Origin of the sequence: Prevotella sp. oral taxon 306 str. F0472, assembly GCF_000257925.1 — a bacterium.
GTDB lineage: Bacteria > Bacteroidota > Bacteroidia > Bacteroidales > Bacteroidaceae > Prevotella > Prevotella vespertina.
This window is the reverse complement of sequence record NZ_AJIN01000070.1, coordinates 1-24,717: the sequence shown is the minus strand read 5'-3', so window position 1 is coordinate 24,717 and position 24,717 is coordinate 1. Positions and strand designations below refer to the sequence as shown.

Genomic DNA, 24,717 nt, shown 5'->3' with positions numbered 1-24,717 from the left:
GTGCTTTCTCTTCTCACAACACTTGGGAGAATGAGAAAAAAGCATTACACACGACAGCGTGTGCAGCAACAGCGTAAAGCAAAGCGCAGATACCCTTTTGATGAGAACACAATGATATGCGAACTATTCAAACCGCAATACTTCAAGCGTTTGGACGAACTAACCAATCAACTGCACCCCTATCTATCCAATGACGTGAAGACATTGCGGAGAGAGAAAGGATTGTTCTTATCGGAGGAGGGGAAAAAGAAGATAAAACGCACATGGTTCTATGCCCTTATTGCCCTAACAATAGCTCCAGGAGAGCAGGGAGAAAGTCCACTAAGAGTGGCTAAAAGCATCTTCTTCAGATACCTCGTCAGCAACGATCATAGTAATATCAGTCTTTCTGAATCAACGTTGAAAGCCTCTGTAAATAAAGCATTTAACGAATGAAATTAAGAGATTTTAAGAAACCCCAGATTACTTCTAAAAGTTGCAATCACGAATGAAGCGAGATAACTTTGCAAACATAAAACAAACCAATGGCAATGTTGCCTGCGGAAAAAAATATCATTATGAACAACATTTTTAAGATTACAAAACTCGAAGAAGTCCGCCCGTACACCAACCAGAAAGGAATCACCTCGCACTGCCGTGACATCCAGTTGCAACAGCTTGGAGGTAAGTTTGCCGACCGCTTCACATCAACCCTCTTTGATGCAGAGGCAGAAAAAGAACTCGAAGAGGGTGCGCTCGTCGCAGCACAGCTCTACTTCTACACAACGGAATATAATGAGCGTGTGTTCCAGAATGTAAGTATTTCAGACATTGAGATTATCAATAAAAAATCATAAGATTATGGAAGTAAAAGTAATTATGAGTGACGCTGACTACCAGCGCATTATCGCCGCTAACGGCAAGAGAGTGAGAGGATCTATTGCAATGAATTCCCCACAGGAATTTGATTTCCGTGCGTTCGCGAGAGAAACGCCATCAACGGCAACGCCCAACCGCATACTGAACATGAAACACGGACGAGCAACAGTGGCACCCGACCGCGTAAGGCTTTACATCATGGTGAAACGCTCTAACGAGACAGCCCCCGTAGACGTTGTTTACGATGAAAGTCAGCAGGCAATTAACTTTATGGAAGGAAGTCTGCTTGCATAGTAATAATTTTTCATGGGGTTGTTCTGCATTATAAATCATGTACGAACACCCCCGTTTCTAATCATAAAAGTAAACAAAATGTTCGATTATATACAAAGTATTCGTTCCCAGCACACAATTCCTTGCACAGCTGATATCTTAGATGTGGTAATACATTCGACCATAGTAAACAACATCTGTGCTGAACTTGCCGATTACCGCGAACAAATGATGCGTGGCGAGATGAGTCGTGATGATTTCTCGACGAAGAAAGCGGAGTTGAAACGCCGCTTACCAGCCTTCTGCTTTCATGCCCATTTCAAGAATGGTCATCGACTCAACGCTGAGGCTATTCCTTCAGGGCTTTCCATTCTTGACATCGACCATATCCCCTCACCTGAAACCTTCTACAACGAAAAAGTAAAAGAGCGTACGAAAGAGTTAGGCATTGTTCTGGTGCACATGACGCCATCGTCAGAAGGACTGCGCATTGTCTTCACGCTTCCACAAAATATGACTTTGGCGCAGGGGCAGCAGTGGCTTGCAAAGGAACTGGGACTGAAAGATTTTGACGAAGCTTGCAAGGATTACGCACGCTGCTCGTTTGCTGTACCAGCCGATTACATCTTCTTCATCGACAAAGAGCGTCTATTTACGGAGCAAAAAGCACCGACGACACTTGTAAAAGATACTGACATAAAAAACACACCCGTCACCCCTCTACCCCCTATAAAATCCACAGAAGAGAGCACAGAGCCGACTACTGAAGACACTGCAAACGCTGACGACACACCCGTTGACATCCATCCAGACACGGAAGTACTCTTCGACGCTTTTGTTTCCGCTTCGGGGCTGTCACCTGCTGCATTTACCAGCAAGGGAACACGTCACAATTCGCTCGTAACACTACTTTCTATGGGAATCTGTAGACTCCTCCCACAAGAGCAGCTCAAAGCCATTATCGCACAGCGTATGCCAGAATATTCACGAGAATCCGACTGCCAACAGCTGATTAAAGACTTCTACGAGAAATACACCAACACCAACCGCCCGATGTCATTTCAACTGCGAAAGATTTATACAGAATCACTCAGAAATAAGTCAGATTCAAAAGTATCAACCGAAAACAACCTGGAACAACTTGAAATAAAAAGAGAGGCAGAGCAGCAAGCGCAGATAGCTTGCATTAATAAAATATTCAACACCCTTCCCCCCATCTTGTGCAAAACGCTTGAGGGCGTTCCTGCCAATATGCACATGCCCGTACTATGTGCTGTACTCCCCCTTGCTGCTGCCTACGCAGACGGCGTTCAAGTAAGATATTGCGATGGTCAGTTGCACCGACTCAACTTAATGTCGGTCATTGTCGGTCCACAAGCATCAGGCAAGAGCGTTTGCAAATCAAAGGTGGACTTATGGATAAGTCAAATGCTTGAGGACGATGCTCGCTCACGTGAGATTGAAGAGAAATGGAAACAGGAAAAGAAGCGTCGCAAAGCCAACGAGAAAGCACCCGAAGACCCTTGTGTGTTGATACGTTCAGTGCCCGTCACCATTAGTTGTTCAACGCTGTTGAGACGCTTTAAGAATTCCCGTGGTCACACGCTCTTCTCCTTTGGTGAGGAACTCGATACGCTGCGCAAGACAAATGGTGCAGGGTCATGGTCGCAGAAGTATGATGTCTATCGCCTTGCCTTCGATAATGGTGTATGGGGGCAAGATTACAACTCAGATCAGGCAGAGAGTGGTGTGGTTCCCGTAGCCTATAATTTCTCTATCCTTGGCACTTACGGCGCCTTCAAAAGATGCTTCAAAAGAGACAATGTTGAAAACGGATTGTCATCGCGCATCTTTATCGCAGAAATGCCCGATTCCACTTTTGCCCCTATGCCCCTCTATGGTGAAGAAGTGGAGGGCTTGTCGACTGAAGTTAATGCTGCTGTAACCATGTTGCGCGCCAGCCACGGCATTATTGACACCCCCCTATTGCGAGAAGCTATCGGCGAGTGGGTGGAACGGAAAAGAATAGAGGCAATGGCTGATGGCGACATCGTCAAAGACACCTATCGTAAGCGTGCAGCCGTCATTGGCTTTCGTTGTGGCGTTATTGCCCGTCTGCTGATGGGTGAAGAGAACGAGAAGGTGCTGGAATTTGCCCGCTTGATTGCTGAATATATATTGGAGAAACAATGTAACTTCTTCGGCGAAGCATTACTCTGTGAATATAAGTCGGCTGAACAAGAAATGGGAAAATATTCGGCAAACGGATGTATTTTTGACAAACTCCCACCTGTTTTCACCATCAATGACCTGCAAAAAGAAAAGGGTTCTACTGTGACCAGAAACGTAATCAACAACATCATCTATCGATGGAAGAAGAGTGGATGGATTGAAAAGAAAGAGGAAGGCAAATGGATGAAAACGACCCAAGATAAATATAAGGTGTAAACACTTTTAATCGTGTCATGTAATATTTATTGTAATCTGAAACGCTCTATTGGCAATCACAAAATCACAATCATAAAATCACAAAATCGAAAACAGAACAAAATCAAAAATAAAGATCACAAAATCACAATCATAAAATCACAAATCAAATTAAGTCAACGCTATGGAAATAAAACTAATAAGACAATATTACCAGAAGAAATATACTATCGGACGTTTATATGTCAATAATTATTTTTTCTCTGACACCCTCGAACCTCCTTCAAAGCGTCTGTCAGAAAAGTGTTCATTGAAAACGATTAAGAAAGTGAAAGGCGAGGGTTTTAGAGCTATCCCCACAGGGCGGTATCGCATTCTCATCACTCGTAGTCAACGATTCGGACGATGGTTGCCGCTGCTGCTGAACGTGAAGGGTTTTGAGGGAATAAGGATTCATGCGGGGAATAAGCCAGAAGATACGAAGGGCTGCATCCTCCTCGGTTTCAACCGCCGCAAAGGCTATGTGCTGGACTCTACCCGCTGTGTGCTGACACTCGTTAAGATGATGACGGAGGCTATGGAGAAAGGAGAAAAAGTGTTTGTGATGGTGAGGTAGCCCCACCCGACCTCTACAGCCTCACCCCCAACCCCTCTCCGAGTGGAGAGGGGAGTGATTAGTGAGATACCCCCACCAACAACTCTGTCATTCTGTCGTTTACATCTGTCATTCTGTCATTTTGTTTTCATAGGCACATCATTTGAGATAATGGGTTACAGAATTAGTAAAAAAGTAAGAAATAATCGGGAGGCTGATGATGAATAATTAGGTGATTGGAAAACGTCTGGTTAGGAATGATTAGAGGAACGATAAGAAAATAAGAAAGGAGATTTGAAGAATGACATTTGATAAATTTACAATTAAAGCGCAAGAGGCTGTTCAGAGTGCGATAAATATTGCACAGAGAAATGGGCAGCAAACCATTGAGCCAGTGCATATTTTGGCTGGTGTGATGGAAAAGGGAAAGGACGTGATTAATTACGTCTTCCAGAAATTAGGTGTGAACGCACAAGCTGTGGAGAGTGCCATTCAGAATGAGATGAGCCACTTACCGAAAGTGTCTGGTGGTGAACCTTACCTCTCTTCTGAAACCAATCAGGTAATGCAGCGCACGATGGATATTTCGCAGAAGATGGGCGATGAGTTTGTAAGCATTGAACCGATGTTGCTCGCTCTGTTGGCTGTAAATTCCACCGCAAGTCGGATATTGAAAGATGCGGGTTGCACAGAGAAGGAGATGACGGCAGCTATCAATGACCTTCGTCAAGGTCAGAAGGTGCAGTCGCAAAGTGGTGACGAGAACTATCAGTCGCTGCAGAAATATGCCCGCAACCTTATCGAGGATGCACGTGCAGGCAAGCTCGACCCAGTGATTGGTCGTGATGAGGAGATTCGAAGAGTATTGCAGATTCTTTCTCGTCGTACAAAGAACAACCCTATCCTCATTGGTGAGCCAGGTACTGGTAAGACGGCTATTGTTGAGGGTTTGGCAGAGCGAATCGTTCGTGGAGATGTGCCAGAAAACTTGAAAGATAAGCAACTCTATTCATTGGATATGGGTGCGATGTTGGCTGGTGCTAAGTATAAAGGTGAATTCGAGGAGCGATTGAAGAGTGTGGTTAAGGAAGTGATGCAGGCTGATGGTAATATCATCCTCTTCATCGATGAAATTCACACATTGGTCGGTGCTGGTGGTGGCGAAGGTGCTATGGATGCAGCTAACATTTTGAAGCCAGCTTTGGCACGTGGCGAGTTGAGAGCTATCGGTGCAACAACGCTGAATGAATATCAGAAATATTTTGAGAAAGATAAGGCTCTTGAGCGTCGTTTCCAAACAGTTATGGTGGATGAGCCAGACGAATTGGACGCCATCTCTATCCTTCGTGGATTGAAGGAGCGTTATGAGAACCATCACAAGGTTCGTATTCAAGACGACGCTTGTATAGCAGCTGTAAAACTTTCTGAGCGTTATATATCAGATCGTTTCTTACCTGATAAGGCTATCGACTTGATGGATGAGGCAGCCGCAAAACTACGCATGGAGCGTGATTCAGTTCCAGAGGAGTTGGATGAGATTACTCGTCGTTTGAAACAACTTGAGATTGAGCGTGAGGCGATTAAACGGGAAGACGATAAGGAAAAGATTGCACAACTCGACAAGGAGATTGCCGAACTCAAAGAGCAGGAACATAGTTTCCGTGCTAAGTGGGAAGGCGAGCGTGGATTGGTGAATAAGATTCAACAAGACAAGCAAGAGATTGAGCAGCTCAAGTATGAGGCTGACCGTGCCGAGCGTGAGGGCAATTACGAGCGTGTTGCAGAGATTCGTTACTCTCGTTTGAAACAACTGGAGGACGATATCAAGAATATTCAACAGCAGTTGCAAGCAACGCAAGGCGGTGAGGCAATGGTGCGTGAGGAAGTTACTGCGGATGATATAGCTGAGGTGGTAAGTCGCTGGACGGGCATTCCTGTCACCCGAATGTTACAGAGTGAGAAGGATAAACTACTCCACTTGGAGGATGAGTTGCACAAGCGTGTCATTGGTCAAGACGAGGCAATTACCGCTGTTGCAGACGCTGTTCGTCGTTCACGTGCAGGTTTGCAAGACCCAAAGAAACCTATTGCTTCCTTCATCTTCTTAGGTACTACGGGTACAGGTAAGACGGAGTTGGCAAAGGCATTGGCTGATTATCTCTTCAATGACGAGTCAATGATGACACGAATTGATATGAGTGAGTATCAAGAGAAGTTCAGTGTAACACGCCTCATCGGTGCGCCTCCGGGGTACGTTGGTTATGACGAGGGTGGTCAGTTGACTGAGGCTGTACGCCGTAAACCTTACTCAGTGGTTCTCTTTGACGAGATTGAGAAGGCACATCCAGACGTATTCAATATTCTTTTACAGGTATTGGACGATGGTCGATTGACAGATAATAAGGGTCGCACGGTGAACTTCAAGAATACGATTATCATCATGACGTCTAACCTTGGCTCGCAATACATCCAACAACAGTTTGAGCATCTTAACGATACGAATCGTGAGGAAGTAATCGACAAGGCAAAAGTTGCGGTGATGGATATGTTGAAGAAGACGATACGTCCAGAGTTCCTCAATCGTATTGACGAGACAATTATGTTCTTGCCATTGACAAAGGATCAGATTGGTGGTGTTGTTCGTTTGCAACTCGAAAGAGTTAAGGAGATGTTGGAACCACAAGGTATCAACCTCGAATGGACCGACCCAGCCATCAACTATCTTTCAGATGTTGGCTACGACCCAGAGTTCGGTGCACGACCCGTAAAGCGTGCTATCCAACGTTATGTATTGAACGACCTCAGTAAGTCATTGCTTGCAGGTACTGTCAATCGTGACAAACCAGTAGTCATTGATTGCTTTGGCGAGGGCTTAGTATTTAGAAACTAATATTAAGGAGTGTGACTTATATGAAAAGAGCCTCCATCGGAAAGGGTGGAGGCTCTTCTTTTATTCAATCGGTAATTATCGCTTTTCTAATAGAACCACATTTTCAACGTGTGGCGTGTGTGGGAACATATCAACGGGTTGAACGGCGGCTACCTTATAATCAGCATCAAGCAAAGCTAAATCTCGTGCTTGTGTTGCTGGATTACAACTAACGTAAACAATGCGTTTAGGACTTGCCCCGAGGATGACGTTAACAACGTCAGGGTGCATACCAGCACGTGGTGGGTCAGTGATGATAACATCAGGGCGACCATGCTTTTGGATAAACTCTTCGGTGAGAATATCTTTCATATCGCCAGCATAGAAGAGCGTATTATCAATGTTATTGACGTTGGAATTGACCTTTGCATCTTCAATCGCTTCGGGAACATACTCGATACCAATCACCTTACGAGCTTTCTTAGCAACGAAGTTGGCGATTGTTCCCGTTCCTGTGTAGAGATCGTAAACAAGCTCATCTCCCGTAAGATTGGCAAATTCTCTAGCAACAGAATAAAGATGATAAGCCTGTTCGGTGTTCGTTTGATAGAAACTCTTTGGACCTACCTTGAACTTCAGGTCTTCCATCGTTTCAAAGATATGGTCATTACCTTTATAAAGCGTTAGTTCTAAGTCGTTAAACGTATCGTTTCCCTTCTGATTATCGACATAGAAAAGAGAGGTTATTTGTGGGAATTTCTCAGCAATATGCTGCATGAGAGCTTTTGCTCGCTCGTCATCTCCCTCTTCATCGTAATGGAATTGTACGAGCAACATCCACTCACCCGTATTAGAGTTACGAAGCATGAGGTCACGTAATAAACCATGTTGAGCGCGGATGTCATAGAATGTCATTCCCGTTTCTAAAGCATAGTCACGAATATCATTGCGTATCTCGTTACAAAGATTATCCATGAGCCAGCACTTCTCAATAGGGTAAATCTTATCGAAGCTGCCCGTTATATGGAATCCAATGGCACCACCTGATAGCCCAACACCTTCAGGTAACGCAGCTAATTCTTCGGCGGTGTACCATCGTTTATTGGCACAACCAAACTCTAGCTTATTGCGATATTCCTTTGTGTGGACAGAACCCATGATAGGTCGGAACTCAGGAAGCTCAACCTTTCCAATGCGGCTCAGTTGATCGTAAACCTGCTGCTGCTTTGCCTTTAATTGTTCGCTGTAAGGTAAGTTCTGCCATTTACATCCGCCACAGATACCAAAGTGTTCGCACATAGGTTCTTCACGCACATTGCTCTTGCTGATAAATCGAATGACGGTAGCCTCGCAATAACTACGTTTCTTCTTCCGAACTTGCAAGTCGACGATGTCACCAGGAACAACAAATGGAACAAAGACAACCTTGTCTTCCACGTGTGCAACACACTTTCCTTCGGCAGCAACTGCCTCTATAGTGACATTCTCAAATATAGGAAATGGCTTTCTCTTTCTACTCATAAATTGTTTTGTATTTGGCTGCAAAGTTACTAAAAAAATCTAGTATGCGTCGTTGTGCCTATCTTTATTGTGTATGTGTGTTCGCTAACAAGATGAAAATGTAAGGTAGAGATTACATTATTCATTGAAAAGTTTGTCACTTTACCTAATTATTGGTATATTTGCACGTAGAGATAAATAACTAAAATACATTATCAATTATAATTATGAGCGAAAAAAGAGTTTATACCTTCGGTAATGGTAAGGCAGAAGGTAAGGCTGATATGAGAAATCTCCTCGGTGGTAAGGGAGCTAATCTAGCAGAAATGAATCTTATCGGTGTTCCTGTTCCTCCAGGTTTCACCATTACTACCGATGTATGTAACGAGTATTTTGAGAAGGGTAAAGAGACAGTTGTTGGCTTATTGAAATCAGAGGTTGAGAATAGCGTTAAGCATGTAGAATCTTTGATGAACTCAAAGTTTGGTGACCCTTCTAATCCTCTTCTTATGAGTGTACGCTCTGGTGCACGTGCGTCAATGCCAGGTATGATGGATACAATCCTCAACCTTGGTTTGAACGATGTTGTTGTAGAGGGATTGGCAAAGAAGACAGGCAATGAGCGTTTTGCCTACGATAGCTATCGTCGCTTCGTACAGATGTATGGTGATGTCGTATTGGGCATGAAACCAGTAAATAAGGAAGATATTGACCCCTTTGAGGCTATTATACAGCAAGTAAAGGCACAGCGTGGTATCAAACTCGATAACGAAATGACGGTTGAAGAGTTGAAGCAACTGGTGACTTTATTTAAGAATGCTATTAAAGAGCAAACAGGTCGGAACTTCCCTGACGATCCAATGGAGCAGCTGTGGGGTGCAGTATGCGCCGTATTTGATTCTTGGATGAATGAGCGTGCTATTCTTTATCGTAAGATGGAGGGCATTCCACAAGAATGGGGCACAGCCGTTACAGTTATGGCAATGGTCTTTGGAAACATGGGTGAAACATCAGCAACAGGTGTTTGCTTCTCTCGTGATGCTGCAACTGGTGAGAATTGTTTCAATGGTGAGTATCTTATCAATGCACAAGGCGAAGATGTTGTAGCAGGTATTCGTACACCACAACAGATTACAAAGGAAGGTTCATTGCGTTGGGCAGAGCAGCAGAATATTGACGAAGAAACCCGTCGCAAGAAGTTCCCTTCAATGGAAGAAGCTATGCCTGAGTTATACGCCCAGTTGTATGCTCTTCAAGATAAGTTGGAGAAGCATTACCACGATATGCAGGATATGGAGTTCACCGTACAAGAGGGTAAGCTCTGGTTCTTACAGACTCGTAATGGTAAGCGCACAGGTACTGCAATGGTGAAGATAGCCATGGACTTACTTCACGAAGGTGAGATTGATGAAAAGACAGCTCTTTTGCGTTGTGAGCCAAATAAACTTGATGAACTTCTCCACCCAGTATTCGATAAGGAAGCACGCGCTCAAGCACATATATTGACACGTGGCTTGCCAGCTTCACCAGGTGCTGCTTGCGGTCAGGTAGTATTCTTTGCTGATGATGCAACAAAGTGGCATGAGGATGGTCACCAGGTAATTATGGTGCGTATTGAGACATCTCCAGAGGATCTCGCAGGTATGTCAGCAGCAGAAGGTATCTTGACAGCTCGTGGCGGTATGACTTCACACGCAGCAGTTGTTGCTCGTGGTATGGGTAAGTGCTGTGTCAGTGGTGCAGGTGCAATTATGGTTGATTACAAGGCTCGTACTGTTGAGATTGATGGAACAATCATTCGTGAAGGTGATTACATCTCATTAAATGGTTCTACTGGTGAGGTTTATGCAGGTGAAGTGAAGACACGCCCAGCAGAGGTAACTGGCGACTTTGCCGAGTTAATGAATCTCTGTAAGAAGTATAGTAAATTGGTTGTACGCACCAATGCTGATACTCCACACGATGCAGAGGTTGCAAGCAACTTTGGTGCTGTTGGTATCGGTCTTTGTCGTACAGAGCATATGTTCTTCGAGAACGAAAAGATAAAGGCTATGCGTGAGATGATCCTCGCTGATAGCACAGAAGATCGTGAGAAGGCTCTCGATAAACTATTGCCTTATCAGAAACAAGACTTCTATGGTATCTTGAAGTGTATGGATGGTATGCCAGTAAACATTCGTTTGCTTGACCCACCATTGCACGAGTTCGTTCCTCATGATTTAAAGGGTCAAGAGATTATGGCTCAAGAGATGGGTGTAAGCGTTCAGTTCATTCAGAGCCGTGTAAGTTCTCTGTCAGAGCATAACCCAATGTTAGGACTACGTGGTTGTCGTTTGGGCAATACATTCCCTGAGATTACAGCCATGCAGACAAAGGCTATCCTCGGTGCTGCTATCCAGTTGAAGAAGGAAGGCTTTAACCCAATGCCAGAGATTATGGTTCCATTGGTTGGTATCGTCAATGAGCTTGATATACAGGAGCACATCATTCGTAAGACAGCTGATAAGCTCTTCAAGAAAGAAGGCGTAGAGGTTCCATTCAAGGTGGGTACGATGATTGAGATCCCTCGTGCTGCTCTAACTGCCGACCTCATCGCACAAAAGGCTGAGTACTTCAGCTTCGGAACAAACGACTTAACACAGATGACCTTCGGTTATAGCCGCGACGACATTGCTAGCTTCTTGCCAAGCTACTTGGAAAAGAAGATTCTTGATGTTGACCCATTCCAGGTTCTCGATCAGAAGGGTGTTGGTCAGTTGATTCAAATGGCTGTTGAGAAAGGACGTAAGACACGCAAGAACCTCAAGTGTGGTATCTGCGGTGAGCATGGTGGTGAGCCAAGTTCTGTCAAGTTCTGCCATCATGTAGGGCTCAATTACGTTAGCTGTTCTCCATTCCGTGTGCCAATCGCAAGACTCGCAGCGGCACAGGCAGCAGTGGAAGAAATGAAGTAATTTCTTAGAAATAAATCTTATTAGGCGGCATACCAATGTATTTACAAAGGTATTCCGCCTATTTTTATAAAAAGGGAGTACCTCAATGTAAGCAAGAGCATCTTGTTGAATATAAACAAGACTTCAATTCGTTTAAATAAATATCAACAACTACGAATTAAATGATCAACATAAGAGAGTGTATCGCAGGGCTTAACCTGTGCGAAACACTCTCTTTCTCTTTGTCTAATCCAATGCCATGATTAATGGGCTTATCACGTTGTCATAAGCTCGGTATATTCAATAAAGGTTCAGTATCTATCTTTCCAGCACAGAAACACCATTTGCGTTTAATTATCTAGTAGACTTATACAAAGAGTGTCTATGGATTCAGCTAATATAATAAGGAGGAATCTCGTCAGACTAGGAAGCATCATCAGCTGATAATACACATTCTGTCAGATAGACAGTATATATCCCGTCATACTTTAAGTTAGAGAACAAAATTATACACGTCTGTATAATTAGTTATACACGTTTGTATAATTGGTTATACACGTCTGTATAATTGATTATACACGCTTGTATAAAAGCCTATTGATTAGTTGTCATTGATAGAACATATACTTATGATTGAGCCTAACAGATAATATAACATCGGATTATGCCACCCTTGTTGTACAAAGTTTATCAGCTTTATAGTATATAGAATAAGCTAGGTATTGGTTAGACGATGACATAGAGAGAAAACCAGGATATTATTTTGCACTTATCCGATAAAGCACTATCTTTGCAGCATTAATACTCTAAGTATCATTACAGCAGCTCTTATCTCACCTAAAATATACAATTTATGAGAAAAACAATTATCTTAGCAGCATTGATGTTTAGTAGCATCATAAGTTATGCGCAAGGGCAGAAGTGGATAAACAATGTAAAGTTATCTGGCTTCGGTATCGTTCAATATCAATACAATGGTATGCACAACAGTAAGACGAGCAAGTCGAACAGCTTTAATCTTCGATTAGCTCGTGTGTCTTTAGATGGTCGCATATTAGATGATTGGTATTGGAAAGCACAATTACAAGTAAACGGCAATACTTCAACCTTAGGGGCTTCACCTCGTGTAGTTGACCTCTTTGCCGAGTGGCAGAAGTACGATTATTTCCGTGTAAAGTTGGGACAATTCAAGAATCCATTTACATTCGATAACCCTATTCACCCTATCGATCAGGGCTTCATGAGTGTTGCACAAAGTGTATTGAAGTTAGCCAGCTTCTCTGACAGAGCTGGTGCGCACCCTTCAAATGGGCGTGATATTGGTATTCAAGTGCAAGGTGATTTCCTAAAGAATAATGCGGGGCGCAACCTTGTTCACTATCAGGTAGGAGTATTCAATGGTCAAGGTATTAATACTAAGGATGTTGACCAACAGAAGAATATCATCGGTGGTGTATGGGTTATGCCCGTTAATGGTTTACGCCTAGGATGGTTCGGTTGGACGGGCTCATACGCAAGAAAAGGCACATGGACAGATAATGCGGGTATCGTACAAAGCGGTGTACGCAAATTGCAGCAACGTCGTTATGCTTTCTCGGCTGAATATAAAGCGAATGATTGGACATTGCGTTCTGAGTATATCCACTCTACGGGTTATGCCTTTGCTAAGTCTTTGAGTAACACGGATGATGCAGCTGCAAAGGATTGCAGCCTCAGTGCTGATGGTAATAAGGCACAAGGTGTATATGCACTGGTTATCGCTCCTATCATCCCTAATAAGTTGCATGCAAAGGCAAGATATGATATGTATCAGCCTTCGGATGGCGCACAAAAGCAGCGTACTCAATATGATATTGGTCTTGATTATGAGTTTACAAAGAACTTAGCTTTGAGTGGCATCTATTCTTATGTACATGATAGATCACAACGCGCACTGCAGGCTAATCCTAATTATTCTATGTTTGATGTGGAATTAAGTTTCCGCTTCTGATAGACAATAAAATACGGATATGTTCGTACATGTCCGTATTTTATTATACCTTGCAATCTATCCATAATGACTAAAGTGGATACTATAAGGAATACACATTAAAGAGAGAACCAAAAAAGATGACAACAGAACACCATCACCAACACCACCATAAAAGCCATTCTAATAGTAGAATTGGGCGTCATACAACGATATCATCTAAAGGAGCACAACGCAGACATAAAATCAATCAAGTTCTAAAGTTCGTTGCGACCATTGCTGCAATCTGCTTACTATATCTTGTATGGTGGATATATAACAACTAATCACAAATGCGGCGATAGGCTTTAAGAGTTTGTTACCGATCTTTATTTAGGATATGAAGATGATAGTGCGAGCCGTCATTATCAATGCGCATCATCTTATGTTGGAAGCTCTTTTTATTCGAAAGAGATAAGGCAACATGCCCCATTGTGCGACGCAAATTTATCTCAACGAGAGGATGCAACTTAAAACCAACGTCTCCCCTACTCCCATTAGCTACAATCATCATATCAACACCTAATGCTCCATAATAAATGCCTGTTAGCTGTTTCGATAGTAGAGTTTCCAACGTCTGTGCTATATTATTTAGCACTGGTACTGCGATATAGGTAGAGAGAAGTCCTTGTTTAACTTCTTCTTTCTCAAGACTATTGCCTATATATGCTCCATTCATTGTATGGAACACTGATAGACCTACATAATGAATACCCTCTTTATCAGCAATGAACTCCATCCCAAAGTCTTTCACCTTATTATAATAAGGCTCAACCATAATACTCCCTTGCTGCTTAATAACGTTGTTCGCCCAATTAAGTATTGCGGGGTCTATCATTGTATCAATATAACGAACACCTCTCCCACTGCTACTCCATGGAGCTTTTATTACAGCCTTATCAATTTTCTCTAAGAGAGAAGTAAGTTCTGCTACATTCCTTGCACAAAACGATTCACCTATTAATATATCCTCATCCAACAACTCTCGCAATTCACGCAAAACGTGTGAAGCATACTCCCGATTACTAAGTTCTCTAATTGCTGATAGGTTTTCATCCGTGGGTAATACGTTAGCTTTAATCCCTAATTGTTCCAACTGGAACTTGATTGCAGAATCCCAACCCCATGGCATTACTTCTGTCACTTCATCAATAATCTGTTCTATATTATCACTATCAATAAAATGAACTTGCTGACCATAACTCATAAAGCGTCGAGCGTGGATTCGGGCAGAATTGACATTCTCTACTAGAATATAATCGCCATCTTTAGCCCATAGAACTGGCAAATAATCCAAATCATGCCTCATTTGCCTACCTGCATGGGGGGCTGTAAAGTACTTATTATCATAAGCTAATGCAATATCATGTTCCGGATTGAATATATGTAGTGTCATCGTACTTTATTTTTAACGTCATGCAAAGTTACATTAAACCAAATGCAATACAAAATAAATACCTTAAAATAACATTTTTTGCTATCTAGAGTTTGCAAATCAAAGAAATAATTGTAACTTTGCAAGTGCATAATACAAAAATAGGACAAGAACAAGATGGACGCATTCTTTCGTACTCACTCATACCTAGTGGAGCATACCAATGCCCCTGTTCGTCGTTGTCTCATGGATGAGATAGATTGGAACGACAAACTAATAGGTATCAAAGGGACAAGAGGCGTGGGAAAGACAACATTCTTGCTACAATATGCAAAGGAGCGTTATAGTTCTACAGACAAGCAATGTCTCTACGTAAATATGAATAACTTCTATTTTCAAAGTAGAGGAATTGCGGACTTCGCTGGAGAGTTTTATCGTAATGGAGGAAAGGTTCTGTTGATTGACCAAGTATTTAAGCAGCCCGATTGGAGTCGTGAACTACGGCGGTGTTATGATAATTACCCCAATTTACAGATTGTCTTTACAGGGTCAAGCGTGATGAGACTGAAAGAAGAGAATCCAGAACTAAACAGTATCGTCAAAAGCTATAATCTACGTGGGTTCTCCTTCCGAGAGTTTTTAAATTTACAAACAGGATTACAACTTAAGCCTTACTCATTAGAAGAGATTCTAAATAACCACGAGGAGATTACCAATCAAATCTTATCTAAAGTTAGTCCGACAAAGTATTTCCTTGACTATCTTCATCATGGTTTTTATCCTTTCTTTTTAGAACATCGCAACTTTTCAGAGAATCTTCTGAAGACGATGAATATGATGACTGAGGTTGATATCTTACTCATCAAGCAAATAGAGTTAAAGTATCTGACTAAGATAAAGAAGCTCTTTTACCTCTTGGCACTTGAAGGAACAAAAGCTCCCAACATCAGTAACCTTGCAAAAGAAATAAACACAAGTCGTGCAACAGTGATGAATTACATCAAAAATCTTACTGATGCTAGACTTATTAATCTGGTTTATCCTGTTGGACAAGAGTTCCCCAAGAAACCATCGAAGGTGATACTACAGAATCCAAATCTGATGTATGCAATCTATCCTATTCAGGTGGAACAGCAACAACTTATGGAGACTTTCTTTGTTAATACAATGCAAGAAACTTGTGTTATCAATGAAGGAGGAAAGCAAGGAACTTACATTCTCAATCAAAAGCATAAAGTCAAGATATGTGATGCTGAGAATAATAAAATTAGATTCAGTAATGACACTATCTACGCAAAATATAATACTGAAGTTGGGAAAGATAACCAAGTACCACTTTGGTTAATGGGATTTCTTTATTAGAAAAAGACCAAAAACATTATAAAACAATTTTCATTTAATAAATTTCAAAATGGCTAAAGAAAAGAAGTTTATCACTTGTGATGGTAACGAAGCCGCTGCTCACGTGAGCTACATGTTCTCTGAGGTAGCAGCTATCTATCCTATCACTCCATCATCTCCTATGGCTGAACACGTTGATGAGTGGTCAGCACGTGGTCGTAAGAACCTTTGGGGTCAGACTGTTAGCGTACAGGAGATGCAGTCAGAGGGTGGCGCAGCTGGTGCCGTACACGGTTCACTGCAGTCTGGTGCTCTCACGACAACCTTCACCGCATCACAGGGTCTTCTCTTGATGATTCCTAACATGTACAAGATTGCTGGTGAACTTTTGCCATGTGTATTCAACGTTTCAGCACGTACACTCGCAAGTCACGCTCTTTGTATCTTCGGTGACCACCAGGACGTAATGGCTTGCCGTCAGACAGGTTTCGCTATGTTCTGTTCAGGTTCTGTTCAGGAGGTTATGGACCTCTCTGCAGTTCCTCACCTTGTTTCATTGAAGACATCAGTACCATTCATCAACTTCTTCGATGGTTTCCGTACATCACACGAGTATCATAAGATTGAGTGCCTTGACCAGGAAGATATCCGTCCATTGGTTGACGAGGAAGATATTAAGCGTTTCCGCGATCGTGCAATGACTCCAGAGCGTCCAGTAGTTCGTGGTACAGCTGAGAACCCTGAGACATTCTTCACACATCGTGAGGCATCTAACAGTGCATACGAAAACGTACCTGAGGTTGTTGAGCACTATCTCAACGAATTGACCAAGATTACTGGTCGTGAGCATCACCTCTTTGATTACTATGGTGCTGAGGATGCTGAGAACATCATCATCTTGATGGGTTCAGCAACTGAGGCAGCTCGTGAGGCTATCGACTACTTGATGTCTCAGGGTAAGAAGGTTGGTATGATTGCCGTTCACCTCTATCGTCCATTCTCTGTTAAGCACTTGCTCGCTGCAGTTCCTAAGTCTGTTAAGCGTATTGCAGTACTTGACCGTACAAAGGAACCAGGTGCTGAGGGCGAGCCACTGTACCTCGATGTAAAGAGTGCCTTCTATGATGTTGAGAACAAGCCACTGATTGTTGGTGGTCGTTATGGTCTTGGTTCTGCAGATACAACACCAGCTAAGATCATTGCTGTGTACAACAACTTAGAGTTGCCAGAGCCAAAGGATCACTTCACAGTAGGTATCGTTGATGACGTAACCTTCACTTCTCTCCCAGAGGTTGAGGAGATTCCATTGGGTGGTGAAGGCATGTTCGAGGCTAAGTTCTATGGTTTGGGTGCTGATGGTACAGTTGGTGCTAACAAGAACTCAGTAAAGATTATCGGTGACAACACTGATAAGCACTGCCAGGCTTATTTCTCTTACGACTCTAAGAAGTCAGGTGGTTTCACCTGTTCTCACCTCCGTTTCGGTGATAGCCCAATCCGTTCTACTTATCAGGTAAATACTCCTAACTTCGTTGCTTGCCACGTTCAGGCTTACTTGAACATGTATGACGTAACACGTGGATTGCGTAAGAACGGTACATTCTTGCTGAATACAATCTTTGAGGGTGATGAACTCGTAAACTTTATACCTAATAAGGTAAAGCGTTACTTCGCTAAGAACAATATTACCGTTTACTATATCAACGCAACAAAGATTGCTCAGGAAATTGGACTTGGTAATCGTACCAACACCATCCTACAGTCTGCTTTCTTCCGCATCACAGAGGTTATCCCTCTCGACCTTGCTGTTGATCAGATGAAGAAGTTCATCGTTAAGAGTTATAGCAAGAAGGGACAGGACGTTGTAGACAAGAACTTCGCTGCTGTTGATCGTGGTAACGAGTACAAACAATTGACTGTAGACCCAGCATGGGCAAACCTTCCAGACGATGAGGCTAAGGTTGACGACGCTCCAGCATTCGTTAAGGAACTCGTTCGTCCTATGAATGCACAGGCAGGTGACCTCTTGAAGGTTTCTGATTTCGTTAATCATGGCACCGTAGATGGTACATGGTCAGTTGGTACAGCAGCTTTCGACAAGCGCGGTGTTGCTGCTTTCGTTCCTGCATGGGATGCAGAGAACTGTATCCAGTGTAACAAGTGTGCATTCGTTTGTCCTCATGCTTGTATCCGTCCATTCGTTTTGGATGAGGCAGAGAAGGCTGGCTTCAACGAGCCAACACTTGATATCCTTGCTCCAAAGCAGCTCAAGGGTATGCAATTCCGCATCGAGGTGTCTGTTCTCGACTGTACTGGTTGTGGCAACTGTGCTGATGTTTGCCCAGGTAAGAAGGGTAACAAGGCATTGTCAATGACACAGTTTGTTGCAGGTGAAGAGGAAGCTACACGTCGTGCAGCCGATTGGAACTATCTTGTTAAGAACGTTAAGAGCAAGCAGAACTTGGTAGATATCAAGTCAAACGCTAAGAACTCTCAGTTTGCTCAGCCTTTGTTCGAGTTCTCTGGTGCATGTGCTGGTTGTGGTGAGACTCCATACGTTAAGCTCGTTTCACAGCTCTTCGGTGACCGTGAGATGATTGCTAACGCTACTGGTTGTTCTTCTATCTACTCTGCTTCAGTACCTTCTACTCCTTACACAACTAATGAGGAAGGTCATGGTCCTGCATTCAACAACTCACTGTTTGAGGACTTCTGCGAGTTCGGTATGGGTATGGCAATGGGTAACAAGAAGATGCGTGAGCGCATCGTCGTACTCCTTAATGGTGCTATGGCTGATGATCACGTATCTGCAGAGTTCAAGGAAGCAGCTCAAGAGTGGCTTGACAACATGAATGACGCTGATGCTTCTAAGGTTGCAGCAGCTAAGTTGAAACCATTAATCGAGGCTGGTGCAGCAAAGGGTTGTCCTGTATGTGCAGAGTTGAAGACTCTCGACCACTATCTCGTTAAGCGTAGCCAGTGGATCATCGGTGGTGATGGTGCTTCATACGATATCGGTTACGGTGGTCTCGACCATGTTATCGCTTCTGGTGAAGACGTTAATATCTTAGTACTCGATACTGAGGTTTACTCTAACACTGGTGGTCAGAGTTCTAAGTCTACCCCACTCGGTGCTATCGCTCAGTTCGCTGCTAAGGGTAAGCGTATCCGCAAGAAGGACCTAGGCTTGATGGCAACTACATACGGTTATGTTTACGTAGCTCAGGTAGCTATGGGTGCTGACAACGCACAGACCTTAAAGGCTATTCGTGAGGCTGAGGCTTACCCAGGTCCATCACTCATTATTGCTTACTCTCCATGTATCAACCATGGTTTGAAGATTAAGGGTGGTATGGGTCGCAGCCAGGCTCAAGAGGCTAACGCTGTTGCTTGTGGTTACTGGCACCTCTGGCGTTACAACCCACAGTTGGCAGAAGAAGGCAAGAACCCATTCTCTCTCGACTCTAAGGCTCCAGATTGGGACAAGTTCCAAGAGTTCCTTCACAGTGAGGTTCGCTTCCTCTCTGTCCTCAAAGCTTATCCAAACGAGGGTCAAGAGCTCTTCAAGGCTTGTGAGGATATGGCTAAGCTCCGTTACAAGAGCTATGTTCGCAAGACCAAGGAAGACTGGAGCGAAGAGGCATAAAACCTTCTTTGAATAATGAAGATATAGAGTTAATTACACTATATAACACTTTAAAAGAGGAGTTTCTCTATGATAGAGAAAACTCCTCTTTTTCATTCAACATAACTTGTTGCTTATCACGGTCTTTCAAACGATTCATAAAGAACTCTCTAAAATGTTCGCGAACAAACAAAAAATTGTTCGCGAAGAATTTCGATTTTGTTCGCGAACAATTTGAAAAGAGTTCGCGAACAATTTGGTGATTGTTCGCGAACTCTTTTTTGCGTTTCTTATTGCACCTTTCTTACTATTCATTTTCAATAATCTTTCGAGCCTTCATTCTTCAACTAAATACGCATTGCGTGTCCGTGACAATATATACTTTCGTGCCCCACAAAATGTACTATTGTGCCCCACAATATATACTTTCGTCAAAGTGAAGTTCTTCATGCAAGAATCAAAAAAATTATGGTATCAAAAGCTACTTAAAGTATGCCTTTGATACCATATTATATTATAATAAAATGTTATTATCTTATTCTATCAGCTGCTCTTACCAAAGCTTCATCGGCAAGAATAGCATGACGAGCCAACCATAAAAGAATAAATGCAATCAGTGGCAGACATGCTGCAAATTCTATATGGAAAGTAAACCCAGTCATTAACACCTGACTGAATACACCATATACAACATACCACCCAATAATCATCAACATAGAAAACAAGCAGAAACGAGCTTGACGCTTACGATTGTGATAGTCGAAAATTGCAAACAAATCTATTGGACAGGTAACTAAAAGTATAGCAAACAATGCCCAAACATTAAAGTTCCTTCCTCCGTTTGCATCAGTAAGCCAAAGATTCATCAACTGATTATCAGCACCCATCCCTTGTGGCTCAAAACTACCAATCGGTAGGCAAAGACAGGCAAGCGTTACTATCAATGCCAGAAACAAGAAGATTGTTTGTTTCCTTTGTATCATAATTACAATTCTTCCTCTTCTTGTGCCTCCTTAGAAGGATCACGCCAATAAACATCACCATCTAAGAACTCTTGCGTAGCCAACAATGTTGGTTTAGGCAACTTCTCATAATAGCGGCTAATTTCTATCTGCTCACGATTCTCAAAAACCTCTTCGAGAGAGTCGTTATAAGAAGCAAACTCTGCAAGTTTCTTACTCAAGTCTTGCTTTATCTCAACAGAAATCTGGTTCGCTCTTTTAGAAATAATTGCAACACTCTCATAAATATTACCTGTACCCTTCCAAAGTTCTTGAACATCACGGGTTACCGTATTTGACGGTGCTTTTGACTTCTTGTAATCCATTCTAATTATTATATTTTTAAGTCTTTAATTTCTAGTCTTTTGTTATCTGCTTACATTTCTTTATGAAATCCTCGGCAGTTTTGCGCTCTTTCGAATTAGGGTATTCATTGATGAAACCATAACATTCATCTTCCGCATCTTGATAACGCTGTAACTTCTTTGACTCAACACTCATCTGTGCCAACTCATATTTACTCTTCATGATTAAGATAGAAAAATCTTCACGAAGATTACTATAAGGATAATCATTCAAAGCGTTTTGAGCTGTAATGATACATGCCTCATAATTATTGCCACCACTGGTACAATTACCAAAATATGAACCGAGATTATAATAAAGCTTTGCATTCAGATACTCCTTACGAATAAGTTTATCCTGCAAATCGAAGAGGCGTTGTTGAGCTGTACTCTTCATCTTCCCTTCTGGGAAAATATCTAAGTAATCTTGGAAAGCAGCAATTGCAGCAATTGTGGGAGTCTGATCAAGACGTGCTTCTGGCGTACCCTCAAAAAGACTCTGACCAATATAAAAGGATGCCATTTCAGCATACCTTCCACGTGGGTAAGTTTGGTAATACTTCTTGAAAGTTTCTGAAGCAGCTTCATAGTCCTTCAATCCATATTCACCCATTGCCAACATATAAAGGCATTCCTCAGCATTATCAGTACCCTTTTCAATTGTTACAAGATCCTGTAACAAAGGAACAGCAAAGCCGTATTTACCCTTTGCGAAACACTCTTTAGCAAACTCATACTTATAATTGTTATCAGTTGTCTTGTAGACCTGATTATATTCATGAGCACAACTTGTTAAGAGCAAAGCAACACAAATGCCTATTAAAAAACTCTTCTTCATATATTAATTTTGAAATGCAAAGTTACACATTATTCTATAAATACACAAAGGCACCTTGCTTTTTTAGCAAAAAATCACTATTAATGAGATACTATCACTTGATTTTCGTACCTTTGCCAGCCAAAGATTGTTCTCCTTTTTACAGATATAATGAACTTCAAATTAACATCAAAATATAAGCCTACGGGTGACCAGCCCGAGGCTATTAAGGAATTGACCGAGGGATTAGAACGTGGAGATAAAAGCCAAGTTTTATTAGGAGTAACGGGATCAGGTAAGACGTTTACAGTAGCCAATGTGATTGCAAACGTGAATAAGCCAACGCTTATCCTATCACATAACAAGACTCTAGCAGCCCAACTTTACGAGGAAATGAAAGCGTTTTTCCCAGAGAATGCTGTGGAATATTATGTCTCGTATTATGATTATTACCAGCCTGAAGCTTACTTACCAACAACCGATGTTTACATTGAGAAAGATCTTGCTATAAATGATGAAATAGACAAGCTAAGACTTTCTGCTGTTTCTTCTCTATTATCAGGTCGCAAAGATGTAATTGTAGTCTCATCTGTTTCATGTATATATGGTATGGGTGCTCCAATCGCAATGAAGGAGAATGTCATCCATATCAAGAAAGGGCAAATCATCGATCGAAATGAGTTTTTACGACGCCTCGTTGATTCCTTATACACGCGAAATGATATTGATTTACAACGCGGAAACTTCCGAGTAAAAGGAGACACTGTCGATATAGCAATGGCTTACAATGACAATATCTTGCGCATTACTTGGTGGGACGATGAGATTGATACTATCGAAGAAGTTGACCCAATAGCATTCCATAGAATTGCCACTTTTGATGATTATGAGCTATATCCAGCAAATCTCTTTGTTACATCAAAAGAACAGACAGAAGGTGCTATCCGACAGATACAGGATGATATGGTAAAGCAAGTTGACTTCTTTACTCAACTGGGGGACAATATCAAGGCACAACGCATAAAGGAGCGGGTTGAATATGACATTGAGATGATTAAGGAACTTGGTCATTGTTCTGGTATTGAGAACTATTCGCGTTACTTCGATGGTAGAGAGGCAGGACAGCGACCTTATTGCCTACTTGATTTCTTCCCAAAAGATTACCTGATGGTCATTGATGAGAGCCATGTAAGCGTACCTCAGATTTCGGCAATGTACGGTGGTGACCGAGCACGTAAGACAAACCTTGTTGAATATGGATTCCGTTTACCTGCGGCTTTTGACAATCGACCATTAAAGTTTGAAGAGTTCCATAACTTGATTCACCAAATTATCTATGTATCTGCAACACCTGCTGACTATGAGTTAAAAGAATCAGAAGGTGTTGTTGTTGAGCAATTAATTCGACCTACAGGATTACTTGATCCCGAGATTGAGGTTCGTCCTTCAGAGAATCAGATTGATGATTTAATGAACGAGATTGTTATTCGTGCAGAAAAGGAGGAACGAGTATTGGTAACAACCTTAACAAAGCGAATGGCGGAGGAGTTGACGGAATACTTACTCAATCATGACATCCGAACAGCCTATATCCATAGTGACATTGCCAGTCTTGATCGCGTCAAAATCATCAATGATTTGCGAGCAGGTCTATATGACGTCCTTGTTGGTGTGAACCTACTGCGTGAAGGACTTGATCTCCCGGAAGTATCGCTTGTCGCCATACTTGATGCGGACAAAGAAGGATTCCTCCGTAGTCATAGAAGTCTAACGCAGACAGCCGGACGTGCAGCCCGTAACGTAAACGGAAAGGTTATAATGTATGCCGATAACATAACCGAAAGTATGCAGCGAACCATTGATGAGACAATGCGAAGACGCATGAAACAGCTCAAATATAACGAGGAACATCACATCACACCAAAGCAAATTGTCAAGGCGATTAAGGATACTTTGCCAACAACGGGACGCTCTACAACGGCACAAGCATTTCCCTTTGCTAAAGGAGCAAAAGGCATATATACCGAACCTACACAATCAATGGCATTTGCAGCCGATCCTATCGTTATGCGGATGACGAAAGAGCAATTAGAGAAGAGTATTGCCAACACAACAGCCCTTATGAAACAAGCTGCGAAAGACCTCGACTTCTTACAAGCTGCGCAATATCGTGATGAGATTATCCGACTACAAAAGCAGCTCGAAACAAAATAAACACAATATCCTTAGACTGAATATCATACTTTAAAGACAGAGTAACACACGAACATATTGCCTTAATATGTAACCATGCCCCTATGTTCCTCTGTTACTCTGTCTCCAAAACTTATGTCATTAAATAATATGTTCTTCTGTCATTTTGTCTCTAAATCCCATGTTCTTCTGTCTCATACAAAAGCCCCACCCCGTTAGCTTGGGGTGAGGCAGTGTTCCACGGAAGCGAGAGAACCAAATTAATACACTAGTTTTGAAAGACATTAATTTCACAATTAATATAATCAATTGTCTTATTACAGAACGATTGATACCCTGAATCAATCTAAAAAATGCTCCCGTGGTATAGAAGCCGACACTAAAGAAAGCCTCCCCAAGCCCCTCCAAAGGAGGGGATGTCCTTATTGCATACAGTTTGAAATAACCATATATATATGAGCGGACTTAGGGACATCCCCTCCTTTGGAGGGGCTTGGGGAGGCTTTCTTGGGTGGGGCTTTTACCCTGCCTGTGGTCCTGTGTGGTCTTCACTCCCCT

General features: G+C 42.3%; 17 protein-coding genes. 12 read left to right on the top strand and 5 right to left on the bottom strand.

All coding sequences use genetic code 11. The annotated features are described in order from the left end of the window. The first annotated feature begins 30 nt into the window (after window positions 1-30). The 6 genes from HMPREF9969_RS11595 to clpB all read left to right on the top strand — a co-directional run bounded on the left by HMPREF9969_RS11595 (window position 31) and on the right by clpB (window position 7,043). Window positions 31-435 (top strand): hypothetical protein, encoded by a 405-nt coding sequence (locus tag HMPREF9969_RS11595; RefSeq protein ID WP_009436037.1) that lies wholly within the window; start codon window positions 31-33, stop codon window positions 433-435. Between the two features lie 122 nt (window positions 436-557). After that, window positions 558-836 (top strand): hypothetical protein, encoded by a 279-nt coding sequence (locus HMPREF9969_RS11590; RefSeq protein WP_156787986.1) that lies wholly within the window; start codon window positions 558-560, stop codon window positions 834-836. A 4-nt stretch (window positions 837-840) separates the two neighbouring features. Beyond that, window positions 841-1,152 carry a hypothetical protein gene (locus HMPREF9969_RS11585; RefSeq protein WP_156787985.1) on the top strand — a complete coding sequence of 104 codons (312 nt, stop codon included), beginning with the start codon at window positions 841-843 and terminating at the stop codon, window positions 1,150-1,152. A 78-nt stretch (window positions 1,153-1,230) separates the two neighbouring features. Next, the gene (locus tag HMPREF9969_RS11580) at window positions 1,231-3,579 is read left to right on the top strand and encodes a BT4734/BF3469 family protein (protein ID WP_009436029.1); all 2,349 of its coding nucleotides are present in this window, start codon (window positions 1,231-1,233) and stop codon (window positions 3,577-3,579) included. Between the two features lie 163 nt (window positions 3,580-3,742). Next, window positions 3,743-4,174: a DUF5675 family protein gene (locus HMPREF9969_RS11575; RefSeq protein WP_009436041.1), complete on the top strand. Its 432-nt coding sequence runs from the start codon at window positions 3,743-3,745 to the stop codon at window positions 4,172-4,174. A 280-nt stretch (window positions 4,175-4,454) separates the two neighbouring features. Next, on the top strand, window positions 4,455-7,043 hold the full coding sequence (gene clpB / locus HMPREF9969_RS11570; protein ID WP_009436071.1) for an ATP-dependent chaperone ClpB: 2,589 nt from the start codon (window positions 4,455-4,457) through the stop codon (window positions 7,041-7,043). A gap of 75 nt (window positions 7,044-7,118) precedes the next feature. On the opposite strand, the gene rlmD is transcribed toward clpB, so the two are convergent. After that, window positions 7,119-8,543 carry a 23S rRNA (uracil(1939)-C(5))-methyltransferase RlmD gene (gene rlmD, locus HMPREF9969_RS11565; RefSeq protein ID WP_009436050.1) on the bottom strand — a complete coding sequence of 475 codons (1,425 nt, stop codon included), beginning with the start codon at window positions 8,541-8,543 and terminating at the stop codon, window positions 7,119-7,121. A 206-nt stretch (window positions 8,544-8,749) separates the two neighbouring features. Here rlmD and ppdK point away from each other — a divergent pair, with 206 nt between their 5' ends. The 3 genes from ppdK (at window position 8,750) to HMPREF9969_RS12930 (ending at window position 13,750) form a co-directional block, all read left to right on the top strand. Then, on the top strand, window positions 8,750-11,476 hold the full coding sequence (ppdK, locus tag HMPREF9969_RS11560; RefSeq protein WP_009436064.1) for a pyruvate, phosphate dikinase: 2,727 nt from the start codon (window positions 8,750-8,752) through the stop codon (window positions 11,474-11,476). Between the two features lie 832 nt (window positions 11,477-12,308). Then, complete coding sequence (locus HMPREF9969_RS11555; RefSeq protein ID WP_009436063.1) at window positions 12,309-13,445, top strand: porin; 1,137 nt, start codon at window positions 12,309-12,311, stop codon at window positions 13,443-13,445. Between the two features lie 119 nt (window positions 13,446-13,564). Continuing rightward, window positions 13,565-13,750, top strand: coding sequence for a hypothetical protein (locus HMPREF9969_RS12930; protein WP_155716402.1), 186 nt, complete (start codon window positions 13,565-13,567; stop codon window positions 13,748-13,750). Between the two features lie 32 nt (window positions 13,751-13,782). On the opposite strand, the gene HMPREF9969_RS11550 is transcribed toward HMPREF9969_RS12930, so the two are convergent. Beyond that, window positions 13,783-14,859, bottom strand: coding sequence for a hypothetical protein (locus HMPREF9969_RS11550; protein WP_009436020.1), 1,077 nt, complete (start codon window positions 14,857-14,859; stop codon window positions 13,783-13,785). 156 nt (window positions 14,860-15,015) lie between these two features. Between HMPREF9969_RS11550 and HMPREF9969_RS11545 the strand changes: the two genes are divergently transcribed. Beyond that, window positions 15,016-16,200: an ATP-binding protein gene (locus tag HMPREF9969_RS11545; RefSeq protein WP_009436023.1), complete on the top strand. Its 1,185-nt coding sequence runs from the start codon at window positions 15,016-15,018 to the stop codon at window positions 16,198-16,200. Between the two features lie 49 nt (window positions 16,201-16,249). Then, window positions 16,250-19,825 (top strand): pyruvate:ferredoxin (flavodoxin) oxidoreductase, encoded by a 3,576-nt coding sequence (nifJ, locus tag HMPREF9969_RS11540; RefSeq protein WP_009436008.1) that lies wholly within the window; start codon window positions 16,250-16,252, stop codon window positions 19,823-19,825. A 509-nt stretch (window positions 19,826-20,334) separates the two neighbouring features. On the opposite strand, the gene HMPREF9969_RS11535 is transcribed toward nifJ, so the two are convergent. The 3 genes from HMPREF9969_RS11535 to HMPREF9969_RS11525 are packed head-to-tail and all read right to left on the bottom strand — an operon-like array spanning window position 20,335 to window position 21,987. Beyond that, the gene (locus tag HMPREF9969_RS11535) at window positions 20,335-20,787 is read right to left on the bottom strand and encodes a DUF4293 domain-containing protein (protein ID WP_009436011.1); all 453 of its coding nucleotides are present in this window, start codon (window positions 20,785-20,787) and stop codon (window positions 20,335-20,337) included. Window positions 20,788-20,789: 2 nt separating this feature from the next. Beyond that, on the bottom strand, window positions 20,790-21,131 hold the full coding sequence (locus HMPREF9969_RS11530) for a DNA-directed RNA polymerase subunit omega (RefSeq protein ID WP_004383432.1): 342 nt from the start codon (window positions 21,129-21,131) through the stop codon (window positions 20,790-20,792). A 31-nt stretch (window positions 21,132-21,162) separates the two neighbouring features. After that, complete coding sequence (locus tag HMPREF9969_RS11525) at window positions 21,163-21,987, bottom strand: outer membrane protein assembly factor BamD (RefSeq protein ID WP_009436027.1); 825 nt, start codon at window positions 21,985-21,987, stop codon at window positions 21,163-21,165. A 150-nt stretch (window positions 21,988-22,137) separates the two neighbouring features. On the opposite strand from HMPREF9969_RS11525, the gene uvrB reads away from it, so the two are divergent. After that, the gene (gene uvrB / locus HMPREF9969_RS11520) at window positions 22,138-24,180 is read left to right on the top strand and encodes an excinuclease ABC subunit UvrB (RefSeq protein ID WP_009436070.1); all 2,043 of its coding nucleotides are present in this window, start codon (window positions 22,138-22,140) and stop codon (window positions 24,178-24,180) included. Window positions 24,181-24,717: the final 537 nt, after the last annotated feature.